This is a genomic window from Massilia sp. IC2-278, assembly GCF_020708045.1.
Taxonomy (GTDB): Bacteria; Pseudomonadota; Gammaproteobacteria; order Burkholderiales; family Burkholderiaceae_D; genus Telluria.
In genome coordinates this window covers 86,504-98,822 of sequence record NZ_JAJFES010000007.1, presented here as the reverse complement: position 1 = coordinate 98,822, position 12,319 = coordinate 86,504, and the positions used below count along the sequence as shown (strand labels likewise).

15 protein-coding genes are annotated in these 12,319 nt (G+C 67.7%); 11 read left to right on the top strand and 4 right to left on the bottom strand.

What is annotated here, in order from left to right; genetic code table 11:
• Positions 1-36: 36 nt before the first annotated feature.
• The 4 genes from ruvC to LK540_RS15190 are packed head-to-tail and all read left to right on the top strand — an operon-like array spanning position 37 to position 2,716.
• The gene (gene ruvC / locus LK540_RS15205; RefSeq protein WP_229438146.1) at positions 37-573 is read left to right on the top strand and encodes a crossover junction endodeoxyribonuclease RuvC; all 537 of its coding nucleotides are present in this window, start codon (positions 37-39) and stop codon (positions 571-573) included.
• A gap of 32 nt (positions 574-605) precedes the next feature.
• Positions 606-1,187 (top strand): Holliday junction branch migration protein RuvA, encoded by a 582-nt coding sequence (ruvA, locus tag LK540_RS15200; protein ID WP_229438145.1) that lies wholly within the window; start codon positions 606-608, stop codon positions 1,185-1,187.
• Between the two features lie 9 nt (positions 1,188-1,196).
• Entirely contained in the window at positions 1,197-2,258 is a 1,062-nt protein-coding gene (gene ruvB, locus LK540_RS15195; RefSeq protein WP_229438144.1) for a Holliday junction branch migration DNA helicase RuvB, read from the top strand.
• On the top strand, positions 2,258-2,716 hold the full coding sequence (locus tag LK540_RS15190; RefSeq protein ID WP_229438235.1) for a YaiI/YqxD family protein: 459 nt from the start codon (positions 2,258-2,260) through the stop codon (positions 2,714-2,716). Before ruvB ends, LK540_RS15190 begins: the two co-directional genes overlap by 1 nt.
• Positions 2,717-2,775: 59 nt before the next feature.
• On the opposite strand, the gene LK540_RS15185 is transcribed toward LK540_RS15190, so the two are convergent.
• Positions 2,776-4,272 carry a S41 family peptidase gene (locus LK540_RS15185; RefSeq protein ID WP_229438143.1) on the bottom strand — a complete coding sequence of 499 codons (1,497 nt, stop codon included), beginning with the start codon at positions 4,270-4,272 and terminating at the stop codon, positions 2,776-2,778.
• Between the two features lie 174 nt (positions 4,273-4,446).
• Between LK540_RS15185 and LK540_RS15180 the strand changes: the two genes are divergently transcribed.
• The 5 genes from LK540_RS15180 (at position 4,447) to LK540_RS15160 (ending at position 8,902) form a co-directional block, all read left to right on the top strand.
• Positions 4,447-6,255: a CIA30 family protein gene (locus LK540_RS15180; RefSeq protein WP_229438142.1), complete on the top strand. Its 1,809-nt coding sequence runs from the start codon at positions 4,447-4,449 to the stop codon at positions 6,253-6,255.
• A gap of 18 nt (positions 6,256-6,273) precedes the next feature.
• Positions 6,274-7,407, top strand: coding sequence for a sensor histidine kinase (locus LK540_RS15175; RefSeq protein WP_229438141.1), 1,134 nt, complete (start codon positions 6,274-6,276; stop codon positions 7,405-7,407).
• Entirely contained in the window at positions 7,404-8,009 is a 606-nt protein-coding gene (locus LK540_RS15170; RefSeq protein WP_229438140.1) for a response regulator transcription factor, read from the top strand. Before LK540_RS15175 ends, LK540_RS15170 begins: the two co-directional genes overlap by 4 nt.
• 111 nt (positions 8,010-8,120) lie before the next feature.
• The gene (locus tag LK540_RS15165; protein WP_229438139.1) at positions 8,121-8,630 is read left to right on the top strand and encodes an MgtC/SapB family protein; all 510 of its coding nucleotides are present in this window, start codon (positions 8,121-8,123) and stop codon (positions 8,628-8,630) included.
• Between the two features lie 65 nt (positions 8,631-8,695).
• Positions 8,696-8,902: a hypothetical protein gene (locus LK540_RS15160; protein ID WP_229438138.1), complete on the top strand. Its 207-nt coding sequence runs from the start codon at positions 8,696-8,698 to the stop codon at positions 8,900-8,902.
• A 7-nt stretch (positions 8,903-8,909) separates the two neighbouring features.
• Here the strand turns inward: LK540_RS15160 and LK540_RS15155 are convergent, their stop codons facing one another.
• Positions 8,910-9,356 carry a helix-turn-helix domain-containing protein gene (locus tag LK540_RS15155; protein ID WP_229438137.1) on the bottom strand — a complete coding sequence of 149 codons (447 nt, stop codon included), beginning with the start codon at positions 9,354-9,356 and terminating at the stop codon, positions 8,910-8,912.
• Between the two features lie 92 nt (positions 9,357-9,448).
• Between LK540_RS15155 and LK540_RS15150 the strand changes: the two genes are divergently transcribed.
• On the top strand, positions 9,449-10,711 hold the full coding sequence (locus LK540_RS15150; RefSeq protein ID WP_229438136.1) for an MFS transporter: 1,263 nt from the start codon (positions 9,449-9,451) through the stop codon (positions 10,709-10,711).
• On the opposite strand, the gene LK540_RS15145 is transcribed toward LK540_RS15150, so the two are convergent.
• Both LK540_RS15145 and LK540_RS15140 read right to left on the bottom strand, forming a co-directional pair.
• Positions 10,680-11,021: an SMR family transporter gene (locus LK540_RS15145; RefSeq protein WP_229438135.1), complete on the bottom strand. Its 342-nt coding sequence runs from the start codon at positions 11,019-11,021 to the stop codon at positions 10,680-10,682. The two genes, LK540_RS15150 and LK540_RS15145, sit on opposite strands and share 32 nt — an antisense overlap.
• 58 nt (positions 11,022-11,079) lie before the next feature.
• Positions 11,080-11,526, bottom strand: coding sequence for a DUF2147 domain-containing protein (locus tag LK540_RS15140; protein WP_229438134.1), 447 nt, complete (start codon positions 11,524-11,526; stop codon positions 11,080-11,082).
• A 209-nt stretch (positions 11,527-11,735) separates the two neighbouring features.
• Here LK540_RS15140 and LK540_RS15135 point away from each other — a divergent pair, with 209 nt between their 5' ends.
• Positions 11,736-12,308 carry a PEP-CTERM sorting domain-containing protein gene (locus LK540_RS15135; RefSeq protein WP_229438133.1) on the top strand — a complete coding sequence of 191 codons (573 nt, stop codon included), beginning with the start codon at positions 11,736-11,738 and terminating at the stop codon, positions 12,306-12,308.
• The last annotated feature ends 11 nt before the right edge of the window (positions 12,309-12,319 follow it).

Sequence of the window (12,319 nt, the reverse complement as noted above, 5' to 3'; positions counted from 1 at the left end):
TGCCACAAACTTTAGCGTCCGGTATAACATTCGATAATGATTATTCTCGGCATCGACCCTGGCTTGCGCACGACCGGCTTTGGCGTCATTGAAAAGCACGGCAGCAAACTGCGCTACATCGCCTCGGGCACCATCAAGACCGGTCTGGAAGGGGCATTGCCGCCGCGCCTGAAGATCATCCTCGATGGCGTGCGCGAGATCGTCGCGACCTACCAGCCGGCCTGCGCGGCCATCGAAAAGGTGTTCGTCAACGTCAATCCGCAGTCAACGCTGCTGCTGGGGCAGGCGCGCGGCGCCGCCATCAGCGCCCTGGTCAGCGCGGATCTCGACGTGGCGGAGTATTCGCCGACCCAGATCAAGCAGGCCGTGGTCGGCACCGGCAAGGCGGCCAAGCCGCAGGTGCAGGACATGGTCTCGCGCCTGCTCACGCTGCCCGGCTTGCCCGGCTCCGACGCCGCCGATGCGCTGGGCGTGGCCATCTGCCATGCGAACACCCACGATACGCTGGCGCTGATCGGCTCGATCGGTCCGCAGCTGACCGGCCTGCGCATGAAACGCGGCCGCCTCGTCTAACGCACGCATCCCTACAATACACAAGGCCCGACATGATTGGTCGCATCTCCGGAATCCTGCTCGAAAAAGTGCCGCCGCAACTGCTGGTGGACTGCAATGGCGTCGGCTACGAAGTCGACGTGCCGATGAGCACCTATTACAACCTGCCGCACACCGGCGAGCGCGTGGTGCTGTTCACGCACCAGGCGATCCGCGAGGATGCCCACCTGCTGTTCGGCTTCGGCACCGCCAGCGAGCGCGCCCTGTTCCGCCAGTTGATCAAGATCACCGGCGTCGGCGCACGCACCGCGCTGGGCATCCTGTCGGGCATGTCGGTGGCCGACCTAGCCCAGGCCGTGACCCTGCAGGAAGCCGGCCGCCTGGTGAAGATCCCCGGCATCGGCAAGAAGACCGCCGAGCGCCTGCTGCTGGAACTGAAGGGCAAGCTGGGCGCCGACATCGGCATCGTCGGCGGCGGCGCGCCGCGCGACGACACGCAAGCCGACGTGATGAACGCCCTGATCGCTTTGGGGTATTCTGACAAGGAAGCGCTGGTCGCCACCAAGAACCTGCCCGAAGGCGCGAGCGTTTCCGACGGCATCAAGTTCGCCCTGAAGGCGTTGTCCAAAGCATAAAGACGAGCAATGAGCATCCAGACCGACAATTTCACCGAGCAGCGGGTCATCGACGCGGCGCCGGCCTCGCCCAACGAGGAGGCGATCGAACGCGCCTTGCGCCCGAAACAGCTGGACGAATACGTCGGCCAGGCCAAGATCCGCGACCAGCTCGAAATCTTCATCTCCGCCGCGCGCAAGCGCCGCGAAGCGCTCGACCACACGCTGCTGTTCGGCCCCCCGGGCCTCGGTAAAACCACGCTGGCCCACATCATCGCGCGCGAGATGGGCGTGAATTTGCGCCAGACTTCCGGCCCGGTGCTGGAGCGCCCGGGCGACCTGGCCGCCATCCTCACCAACCTCGAACCGAACGACGTGCTGTTCATCGACGAGATCCACCGCCTGTCGCCGGTGGTCGAGGAAATCCTGTATCCGGCGCTGGAAGACTACCAGATCGACATCCTGATCGGCGAGGGTCCTGCCGCGCGTTCGGTGAAACTCGACCTGCAGCCGTTCACGCTGGTCGGCGCCACCACGCGCGCCGGCATGCTGACCAACCCGCTGCGCGACCGCTTCGGCATCGTCGCCCGCCTCGAGTTCTACAACGTCGAGGAGCTGACCAAGATCGTCACCCGCAGCGCGCATCTGCTGGAAGCGCCGATCAACGAAGAGGGCGCGCGCGAAGTGGCGATGCGCGCACGCGGCACGCCGCGTATCGCCAACCGCCTGCTGCGCCGCGTGCGCGACTACGCGGAAGTGAAGGGCAACGGCGAGATCACCAAGGACATCGCCGACCGCGCCCTGAAGATGCTCGACGTCGACTCGGTCGGCTTCGACGTCATGGACCGTAAGCTCCTGGAAGCGGTATTGTTCAAGTTCAGCGGCGGGCCGGTGGGCATCGGCAACCTGGCCGCCGCCATCGGCGAAGCGGCCGACACCATCGAGGACGTGCTCGAACCCTACCTGATCCAGCAGGGTTACCTGCAGCGCACCCCGCGCGGACGCATCGCCACCCCGGCCGCCTACCAGCACTTCGGCGTGGCCGCGCCGCGCATCAGCCCCACCGGCGACCTCTGGGATAATCTCCAGTGATGCAGATCTGGGTCGACGCCGACGCCTGCCCCGGCGTGATCAAGGACATCCTGTACCGGGTGGCCGAGCGCACGCAGATCCAGGTCACGCTGGTGGCGAACCAGTTGATGCGCGTACCCGGCTCGAAGTTCATCCGTGCGCTGCAGGTGCCGAGCGGGGCGGACGTGGCCGATGCCGAGATCGTCGAACGCCTGGCTGCCGGCGACCTGGTCGTTACCGGCGACATTCCGCTGGCGGCGCAGGTGCTGGAGAAGGGCGGCTTCGCGCTGAACCCGCGCGGCGACTTCTACACGAAAGACACCATCGCCCAGCAACTGACCATGCGCGCCTTCATGGAAGAACTGCGCAGCGGCGGCGTCGACACCGGCGGGCCGGCGGCCTTCAGCCAGGCCGACCGCCAGAGGTTTGCCAATGCACTCGATCGGCACCTGGCGCGCCAGCGTCCGATCGAGCGCTAAGCGCGCCAACGCCCTCGACCGCCATTTGGCGCGCCAGCGTCCGCGCACCTGACAGCCTCTCAGCGCGCCTGGCGCGCAGCCAGGTCGCGCTCGATCACTTTCAACAAGGACTGCATCGTCCACGCCACCGCGGTCACCGGGATGTCCGGCTGGTAGACCTTGCCATCGGTGCGGCCACGGTTCACGTACATCTTGTTCGGCACCCGCACGGCCGCCAGCCCCGAGGCCAGGTTCTCGCGGCGCACTTCCATGTAGCGCGAGTCGGCCGAACTCGGGGCGCCGACCAGGCGCGTGTTCGGGAAACGGGTGAAGACATCGAGGGCATCGAGGCAGGCGCTGGCGCAGTCGCCGGGCACCACGACATACAGGGGCTGACTGAACGGCGGTTCCGCGCCCGCCGCCGGCGCGGCGCCAGCATCCGCTGCGCGCCGCTCGACGTGGAAGGGCGCGCCGCGCCCGAGTGCCGCGCGCATGCCTTCGGCCTGCGTCCGGGCCCAGGCGGCGCCTTCCGCCTGCCCCTGCCGGTCCAGTTCCCCGGCCATCCAGGCCACGTAGTCGGTATTTCCGAGCGAGGCGCGCCACCAGACCTCGGTATTCGCCGAAAAGGCCGCCATCGCGGCGTCGACACGCGCTGCGCCCCACAGCGCCCGCGCGAACTCCCTGGCCCAGCTCGACGAGCCGCCGCCGTTCTTGCGCAGGTCGACCACGACGGCATCGGCAGCCAGGTAGCGGGCACGGTCCGCGACGATCCTGCGGTTCACGGCCCGGTAGGCATTGCGTTCGGCTTCGTCCGGATGAAACGTCGGCATCGACATCCAGTACAGGTTCTTCCTTGGCTCGCTCATGCCGACGCCGCGGGCGTCGCCGTCGCTGCTTGCGGCAAGCAGGCGCTCGGCCTCGGCGCCGATGTCGCGCCAGGCCAGCGCGTGCTGCGTCAGCTTGCCGTCAAGCGCGAAGCTGCAGTGCCGCGGCCGCACGACAAAAGGGTTGTGCGTATCGATGAACAGGTTGCGCGCATCCGACCACCATTGCCCGGCCTCGGCCACCCGGCCCTGGAAAGCGAACACGTTTGTCCGGATCAGGTCCTCGGCCGGCTTGCCGTCGCAGGCCAGCAGCTTGCTCCCCGGCGCGGGCTGCGCGGCCGTGGCCGTGTGCACGTAAAGGCCATCGCCGCGCCACACGGTAACGAAGCCGGGCCAGCGCGGCTTCGGCAACAGCGCCTTGTCGATGCGTACCGCCAGCCCGGCATGGCCATCGCCGATGCGGGTATTGAAGCCATCCACCGCGGCCACGTAGCCGGCCATGTCCTTCACCTGGCCGGCGAGCTGCAGGCCATGGCGGTGCGCGGCATCGAGATGGGCCGCGAAGGCCGGGTTGCGCGGATCGTGCATGCCCGGATGGTTGGTGCGCGTGACCTGCACGGCGGCCTCGATGTCGGCGCCGGCGGCGGCGCGCCATGCGGCGGGCGTGGCGGGCAGCTCGGCCGCCGCCATGGGTGCAGCCGCGGCCAGCGCAGCCATGATCGGCATGCAAACGCGCTGGAGCAGGGATGGCATGGGACGAGGGTAGGCCATGGAGCGCGCCGGAAATGGATGGGATAGCCACGATACCATTGTCATGCCGGCGTCCGACCCTATGACATTTGTCAGGTAAAACTGGTGGCAGCTGCTTCTGTCGCGCCAGTGCCGGTTTTCGCATACTGGTCTCACACCCACCCACCGGAGAGACCGATGAAACCCACCGCCCTGAAAACCCTGCTGCTGTGCGCCGGCCTGGCCACCAGCTCCTTTGCCCTGGCCGCCGCCACCCTGGTGCAGGACGTGCGCGTCTTCGACGGCAAGGCCGTGCACGAGCGCCGTTCCGTGCTGTTCGACGGCGCCACCATCCTCGATGCCGATTTCCGCGGTACGCCGCCGCAGGGCGCGCGCATCGTGAGCGGCGCCGGCCGCACCCTGCTGCCCGGCCTGATCGACGCCCACACCCACACCTTCCGCTGGCAGGAGCTGCCGGTGCTGTTCGGCGTGACGACCCAGGTCGACATGTTCACCGACGTGCGCCTGATGAAACAGGCCAAGCAGGAGATGGCGCAGGGCAGCCGCCACGACCACGCCGATTTGTTCTCGGCCGGCACCCTGGTTACCGCGCCGAACGGCCACGGCACCCAGTTCGGCGTGCCCATCCCCACGATTACCGGGCCGGAGCAGGCCCAGGCCTTTGTCGACGCCCGCATCGCCGAGGGATCGGACTTCATCAAGATCGTGATGGGCGGCGGCTACGGCATGCAGTCGATCAGCCTGGTCACGGCCAGGGCGGTGATCGATGCGGCCCACCTGCGCGGCAAGCTGGCCGTGGTCCACATCGGCAACGAGGGGGATGCGCGCGCCGTGCTGGAAGCCGGTGCCGACGGCCTGGTGCACCTGTTCCCTGCATCCTCCGCCGACGCGGAGGGCCTGGCGCGGCTGGCGCGCAGCAAGGGCGCCTTCGTGATCCCGACCTTCACGGTCCTGGAAAGCATGGCGGGCTGGCGCGGCGACGACCTGCTGGCGAACGCCAGCCTGGCCGGCCTGCTCGGCAAGGATGCGCAGGCGCCCCTGAAGGCGCGCTACGGCAACAAGGAGCGCGCCGAGCTGCTGGCCGCGCCGAAGGCCGTCACCGCGGCCCTGGTCAGGGCCGGCGTGCCGGTGCTGGCCGGGACCGATGCCGGCAACCCCGGCACCCAGTACGGCGTGAGCATGCACCGCGAACTGAAGGCGCTGGTGGACGCCGGCCTCACGCCGGCGCAGGCGCTGGCGGCGGCCACCAGCGTGCCGGCCCAGGTGTTCAAGCTGGGCAAGCGCGGGCGTATCGAGCAGGGCTACAAGGCCGACCTGCTGCTGGTCGAGGGCAACCCGGCGGCCGACATCCTGGCCACGCGCCGCATCGTCGAGGTCTGGAAAGATGGCGACAGCGCCAACGGCCTGCGCGACAGCCAGCGCCAGCGCGTAGCCAAGGCGGCGCAGGAGACCCGGCCGGGCGGTGGCGGCAAGGCGCTGGCGTTGCCGCCGGATGGCCGCATCAGCCAGTTCAGCACGCAGCGCCTGGCCAGCCCGATCGGCATGGGCTGGAGCGCGTCCACCGACAGTTTTGCGGGCGGCAAATCGACCGTGACGCTGACCCCGGGCCAGGCGCTGGCCGACGGCCAGGTGCCGCTGGCGATCGATGCGAAAGTGGCGCCGGGCCTGCCCTTCGCCTGGGCTGGGCTGGCCTTCATGCCGGGCACGCAGCCGATGCAGTCCGTCGACTTCAGCACCGTGAAAGCGGTGCGCTTCAAGGTGCGCGGCGACGGCAAGGCTTACCAGATGATCGCCATGTCGCAGGGCGTGCAGATCCCGGGTGCGAAGGCCTTTACGGCAGGCCCCGAATGGACCGAGGTGACGGTGCCGCTGCGTGAGCTGAAAGGCATCGATCCGGCCACCTTGACCATGTTAGGATTCAACGCCGGTCCGCAGCCGGGCGACTATCGCTTCGAGATCGTCGACGTGCGCCTGCTGACCCAATAACGATAAGCGACAACAACGATGAACACGATCAGGCAGGCATTGGCGGCGTGGTGGGCGAGGCCATGGATTCCGGCCGAGTATGGCAGGCTGCCTTACCTCTGGCTGCTCAGCCTCGGCTACATGTTCTGGAAATACGCCTACGTGCCGCCGGGCGCGCTGGAGGCGGTGCTGCTGGCCGCCACCATCGTGTTCTTCGTCTGGCTGTATTGCGCCAGCTTCTGGGCGCGCGGCTGGCAGATCGGCGCCTGCATGCTGGGCAGCTGCCTGCTCGGCGCCGCCTGGGTGCACTGGAACGCCGGCGCCGCCACCTTCTTCATCTTCGCCTGCACCATGGCGGCCGGCTTCACGGACCTGCGGCGCGCCATCCTGGCCGCCGGCGCCGTGCTGGCGCTGGCCATGCTGGCCTCGCTGCTGGCCGCCTCGGCACAGATGCGCTTTTTGTTCCTGCTGCCCCTGCTCACCGCCGGCCTGCCGGTGACGATCGGCTCGATCATGGATGCGCGCCTGCGCCGCTCGCGCCAGGAACTGCTGCGCAAGCAGGAAGAAGTCGAGCACATGGCCACCATCGCCGAGCGCGAACGCATCTCGCGCGACCTGCACGACCTGCTTGGCCACTCGCTGTCGCTGATCGCGCTGAAGGCCGAACTGGCGGGCAAGCTGGCCGAGCGCAATCCTGACGCGTGCCGGCGCGAGATCGCCGACATCGAAGCCACCGCGCGCCAGGCGCTGGGCGAAGTGCGCAGCGCCGTCAGCGGCTACCGCGAGAGCGGGCTGGCGCATGCATTGGCAAGCGCCCGCGCCAGCCTGGCCGCGGCGGACGTCGAACTCGATGAACGGGTCGAGCGCGTGACGCTGGCGCCGGCGGCCGAACACGTGCTGGCGCTGGCCCTGCGCGAGGCCATTACCAACGTCGTGCGCCATGCCGGCGCGCGCCGCTGCACGCTGTCGCTGGCGCAGGAAGGGGCGAATGCCGTGCTGCGCGTGATGGACGACGGCGCGCGCCTGCGCGACGCGCGCGACCTGCGCCAGGGGAATGGCCTGAGCGGCATGCAGGAGCGGGCCGCGGCGATTGGCGGCAAGCTGGCGCTGGCCGTCGCGGCCAGCAGCGGCCTGGCGCTGGAGCTGCGCGTGCCGGCCGGAGCGGCCGCATGATCCGCATCCTGATCGCCGAAGACCAGGCCATGGTGCGCGGCGCCCTGGCCGCCTTGCTTGGACTGGAACCGGACATCGAGGTGGTCGCCACCGCCGCCGACGGCGCCGAGGCGTTGGCCCTGTGCGAGCAGCATGCGCCCGACATCGTGCTGACCGATATCGAGATGCCGCGCATGACCGGGCTGGAACTCGCTGCGCAACTGGCAACGCGCGGTGCAGCCAGCCGCGTGATGATCGTCACCACCTTTGGCCGCAGCGGCTACCTGCGCCGCGCACTGTCTGCCGGCGTGCGCGGCTTCCTGCTGAAGGATGCGCCGGCCGACGCGCTGGCCGCGGCGATCCGCACCGTGCATGCGGGCGGGCGCGCCATCGCCCCGGAACTGGCCTTGGAAAGCTGGAGCGGCGCCCAGGACCCGCTGACCGAACGCGAACGGCAGGTGCTGCGCCTGGCCGGCGAGGGCGCCAGCAGCGCCGACATCGCGCGCCAGATCCACCTGTCCGAGGGCACCGTGCGCAACTACCTGTCGGAGGCGATCAGCAAGCTCGGTGCCGGCAACCGCGTCGAGGCCTACCGCCTGGCGCGCGACGCGGGCTGGCTGTAAATGCGCGGCTGGCCGTAAGGACCTAAACCGTTTCTCCGAGTCGGGCGCAGCCATGCGCCATGCATCCCGCTGAGGTGGCATCATTTCCCCTCGATGGCAGGGAGGAGTCGCATGGCGTGGTATGAGCAAAGCTGGCTGGCGGTACAGGAAGAATTTTCGGATCTGGGCGAGGTGGAGGACATCACGCGCATCGTGGTGCGCATGCTGGTGGCGATCATCCTTGGCGGACTGCTGGGCTACGAACGCGAATCGGCCGGCGCCTCGGCCGGCCTGCGCACCCACATGCTGGTGTCGCTCGGGTCGGCCCTGTTCGTGCTGATTCCGCTGCAGGCCGGGATGAAGGTCGAGGACCTGTCGCGCGTGCTGCAGGGCGTCACCGCCGGCATCGGCTTCCTCGGCGCCGGCGCTATCCTGAAGCAGCGCGACAAGAACGACATCCGCGGCCTGACCACCGCCGCCAGCGTGTGGCTGACGGCCGCCGTCGGCATCGCCGCCGGCATGGGGCGCGAAGCCACGGCCGTGCTGAGCGCCTTGTTTGCGCTGGTCATCCTGGCCATCCTGCGCGCGCCCAGGCGCCGGCCTGGCCTGTCCGGGAGCGTCCCCAGCAAAAGTGATAGGTAGCAAGCGGGCGCGGCATGCCCGCAAGTTTGCTAGGATGGTCTGCTCGTGGAACGATGGAGGCTCGCATGCCAGACACCAAACGAGCGGACCCCCGGACCAACACGCGCACGGCGGCCCGGGTCGACGATGCCTTGCGCATCCTGCGCCTTGACGGACCCTATCCGGCGTTTGTCTTCATGCAACTGGCCGGCGTGCCCAGGCACGTGGCGATGCGGCTGCTGTGTTCGCCCGAACGGCATCGCCAGGCGGACCGGCGGCGGGCGCCGAGATAAGCCGCCGTTACGAGCGTTTTCTTACCTCGGTGTCTTCCGGCGACACCACCTGCCCATCCATCGCCCGGGGCGCCATGGCATGCAGGGGCTGGCCCGTGCGCTTGTCCACCAGTTCGGAATGGCGCTCGCCGTCCGCGAACAAATGCCGTTCGCCCCACTGGCGCAGCGCCACGACCACCGGGAACAGGGACTTGCCCTGCTCGGTCAACACATATTCCTGGTAGGCGCTGCCCCTTGCGGCGGGCCGGGTTGCCAGGATGCCCGCATCCACCAGCCGGCGCAGCCGGTCGGACAGGATGTTGCGCGCCACCCCAAGGCTGCGCTGGAAGTCGCTGAAGCGGCCTACCCCATCGAAGGCGTCGCGCACGATCAGCAGGCTCCAGCGGTCGCCGACCACGTCTACCGAGCGGGCAACCGGGCAGGGCTGCGCATCCTTCATTGTGCGGCTGTTCATCTTCCTTACCAGGCTGAATAAATTGGTTGCATTTTAAAACCAATCTGGCTACGCTCCAACTGGTTGTGTTTTGAAACCACTTTGGAGGCGCCATGCAAGCCGAAGAAATCACGTCCACCGCCCGGCAGGCCGCGTCGCCGACGCTGCCGCGCAGCACCGTCCTGCTGTTTGCCTGCGCGAGCGGGATGAGTGTCGCGAATGTGTATTACGTGCAGCCGCTGCTCGATGCCGTGGCCGGGGAGTTCGCCATCCCGCAGGCCGCGGTCGGCGCCGTGGTGACGGCCACCCAGGTCGGCTGCGCCCTGGCCCTGGTGCTGCTCGTGCCCCTTGGCGACTTGCTCGAGCGGCGGCGGCTGATGCTGGTGCAGGCACTGCTGCTGGCGGCGGTCCTGGCTTTCGCCGGCCTGGCCTGGTCGCCTGCGGCCTTGCTGCTGTCCATGCTGCTCACCGGGGCGCTCGGAACGGCAATGACCCAGGGCCTGATCGCGTATGCCGCCAGTGCCGCTTCCGGGCATGAACGGGGGAGGGTAGTCGGCGCGGCGCAAGGCGGCGTCTTTCTCGGCCTGCTGCTGGCCCGCGTGCTGGCGGGCGCCATCGGTGATATCGGCGGCTGGCGCAGCGTGTATGTGAGCGCGGCGGCGGCCATGCTGGTGCTGGCCGTGCTGCTGGGCGCGAAGCTGCCGCGTCTTGCGCCGCCGCCACGGCGCATGCCGTATCTGCGCCTGATCGGCTCGACCTTCCTGCTGCTGCGCCAGGACCGCGTGCTCCAGGTGCGTGGCGTGCTGGCGCTGCTGATGTTCGCCGCCTTGAATATCTTCTGGAGTGCGATGGTATTGCCGCTGAGTGCAGCGCCGCATTTGTTGTCGCACACGGCGATCGGCGCCTTCGGCCTGGTGGGTGCAGCCGGTGCGCTGGCCGCCGCCCGCGCCGGGCGCTGGGCCGACCAAGGCTACGGGCAAGCCACCACGTTTGGCGCGCTGTTGCTGCTCCTGCTTGCCTGGCTGCCCCTGTCCTGGCTGGACAATTCGCTCTGGGCGCTCTGCATCGGCATCCTGCTGCTCGATCTCGGCGGGCAGGCTATCCATGTGACGAACCAGGGCATGATCTTCCGCTCGCACCCGGACCAGCATAGCCGCATGGTCGCTGCTTACATGCTTTTCTATGCCGTCGGCAGCGGCGCCGGCGCCATAGCAACTACCGCCATGTATGCGGCCGCCGGCTGGGCGGGTGTCTGCCTGCTCGGCGCCGGCGTGAGCGCGCTGGCGCTGGCGTTCTGGGCCGCTACCGTGCGGCGAATGACGGGCACGCCGTCCGCCGGGCTGCCTAGTGCCCGACGCTCTTCGAAAACAGGTTGATCACCAATACGCCCGCAATGATCAGCCCCAAGCCGATCAGCGCCGGCAGGTCCAGGCTCTGTTTATAGACGACCCAGCTGACGATCGAAATCAGCACGATGCCGACGCCCGACCAGATGGCGTACGCGATCCCGGTCGGCAGCACTTTCAATGAAAAGGTGAGCAGGTAGAACGAGGCCGCATAGCACACGATGGTCAGCATGCTCGGCCACAGCCGCGTGAAGTTGTCTGTGGCCTTTAATGCCGTGGTGCCGATCACCTCGACCACGATGGCGAGGGCAAGGAAGAGGTAGCTTTGGGTGAGGGTCATCGTATTTTAAGAATAAAAAAGCGGCCCGCAGGCCGCTTCGGATGAAAACAATACCAGCTTACTGTTCGCGCTGCCAAACCTGCGAGCGGCCGAACATCGGGGCGCCGATGTAGCCGCGCACTTCCAGCTGCTTGCCGCCTTCGCGCAGCGTGGCCTTGCTCTTGTAGACCTTGCCCTTTTTCGGGTCCAGGATTTCGCCGCCGGTGTATTCGTTGCCGTCCTTTTTCAGGCCCGAGACGATGGTCATGCCGACGATGGGCTGGTTCTTGCGCGAGTCTTCGCAGGCCACGCATTTCGGGTTCTGGTCGACGTTCGGTTCCAGGAACAGCTTTTCGATCTTGCCTTGCAGGGCGCCGTTTTCCTCGGTGATGCGCACCAGGGCTTTCGGCTTGCCGGTTTCGTCGTCGATGGTTTTCCACAGGCCGACCGCGGAAGGGGCTTGTGCCCAGGCGGCGGACGTGCACAGCATGGTGGCCAGCAGGCCGGCTTTGATCAGGGTACGCATGTGGGGTCTCCGTTGTTTTGGTGTCGTTGGGCGCAGTGTAGCAAACTGTGCGCGCGAACTGGCGACAAAAACGTTGCCGGATGTTTCAAGCAGCCGCTATCGCAAACGCGCACTTTGAAACACATCAATATACGGGTGCTGCTCGTCCATATGCTGGAAGCTGAAACACACATTGTTGCGTATTCTCAACCCCACATTGAGGACATCCCATGCACCCGCTCACATTCCTGAGACGGCTGGCCGCTGCAGCCCTGTTCATGCTTGGCGCCGGCGCCGCCTCGGCCGCCATCGTCGTGATCGATTTCGACGAGATCGAGGGCATCTACATCGACTCGTACAGCGAGTCCGGCTACACCATCACCTCGCTCGAAACCGGTGTCGGCGGCGGGCACCTGCATCCCGGCAGCGGCAATCTGTGGCTGCACAGCCAGTACGGGTCTTCGCCCTACCAGATCCGGCGCGACGATGGCCTGAACTTCGACGTGCTCGGCTTCGAGTACCTGGGCGGAACCTCGACCTTCGTTGCCGATAACGGAGCAACCTTCGATATCGTGGGCGAGGTGCCGCTGACCTACGTCGAGCTGCCGGCCAGCTTCCAGAACGTTAACTACATCAACTGGTACATGACCACGCCCGATCCGGACGATATCTATGGCGAAGACTGGGCGCGCATCGACAACATCGTGACGCGGGTGCCGCCGGTGCCGGAACCGGCGCATGCGGGAATGCTGGGGCTGGGATTGGCCGCGCTGCTGGCGGCGCGGCGCGCACGTAAAACCTGAGGGCGAAAAAA

Excerpts from the sequence above, each read along its gene's own strand:
- LK540_RS15170 (WP_229438140.1), top strand. The coding sequence starts at position 7,404 with ATGATCCGCATCCTGATCGCCGAAGACCAGGCCATGGTGCGCGGCGCC.
- LK540_RS15165 (WP_229438139.1), top strand. The coding sequence starts at position 8,121 with ATGGCGTGGTATGAGCAAAGCTGGCTGGCGGTACAGGAAGAATTTTCG.
- LK540_RS15160 (WP_229438138.1), top strand. The coding sequence starts at position 8,696 with ATGCCAGACACCAAACGAGCGGACCCCCGGACCAACACGCGCACGGCG.
- LK540_RS15140 (WP_229438134.1), bottom strand. The coding sequence starts at position 11,526 with ATGCGTACCCTGATCAAAGCCGGCCTGCTGGCCACCATGCTGTGCACG.
- LK540_RS15180 (WP_229438142.1), top strand. The coding sequence starts at position 4,447 with ATGAAACCCACCGCCCTGAAAACCCTGCTGCTGTGCGCCGGCCTGGCC.
- ruvA (WP_229438145.1), top strand. The coding sequence starts at position 606 with ATGATTGGTCGCATCTCCGGAATCCTGCTCGAAAAAGTGCCGCCGCAA.
- ruvB (WP_229438144.1), top strand. The coding sequence starts at position 1,197 with ATGAGCATCCAGACCGACAATTTCACCGAGCAGCGGGTCATCGACGCG.
- LK540_RS15155 (WP_229438137.1), bottom strand. The coding sequence starts at position 9,356 with ATGAACAGCCGCACAATGAAGGATGCGCAGCCCTGCCCGGTTGCCCGC.
- LK540_RS15135 (WP_229438133.1), top strand. The coding sequence starts at position 11,736 with ATGCACCCGCTCACATTCCTGAGACGGCTGGCCGCTGCAGCCCTGTTC.
- LK540_RS15190 (WP_229438235.1), top strand. The coding sequence starts at position 2,258 with ATGCAGATCTGGGTCGACGCCGACGCCTGCCCCGGCGTGATCAAGGAC.
- LK540_RS15150 (WP_229438136.1), top strand. The coding sequence starts at position 9,449 with ATGCAAGCCGAAGAAATCACGTCCACCGCCCGGCAGGCCGCGTCGCCG.
- ruvC (WP_229438146.1), top strand. The coding sequence starts at position 37 with ATGATTATTCTCGGCATCGACCCTGGCTTGCGCACGACCGGCTTTGGC.
- LK540_RS15185 (WP_229438143.1), bottom strand. The coding sequence starts at position 4,272 with ATGCCATCCCTGCTCCAGCGCGTTTGCATGCCGATCATGGCTGCGCTG.
- LK540_RS15175 (WP_229438141.1), top strand. The coding sequence starts at position 6,274 with ATGAACACGATCAGGCAGGCATTGGCGGCGTGGTGGGCGAGGCCATGG.
- LK540_RS15145 (WP_229438135.1), bottom strand. The coding sequence starts at position 11,021 with ATGACCCTCACCCAAAGCTACCTCTTCCTTGCCCTCGCCATCGTGGTC.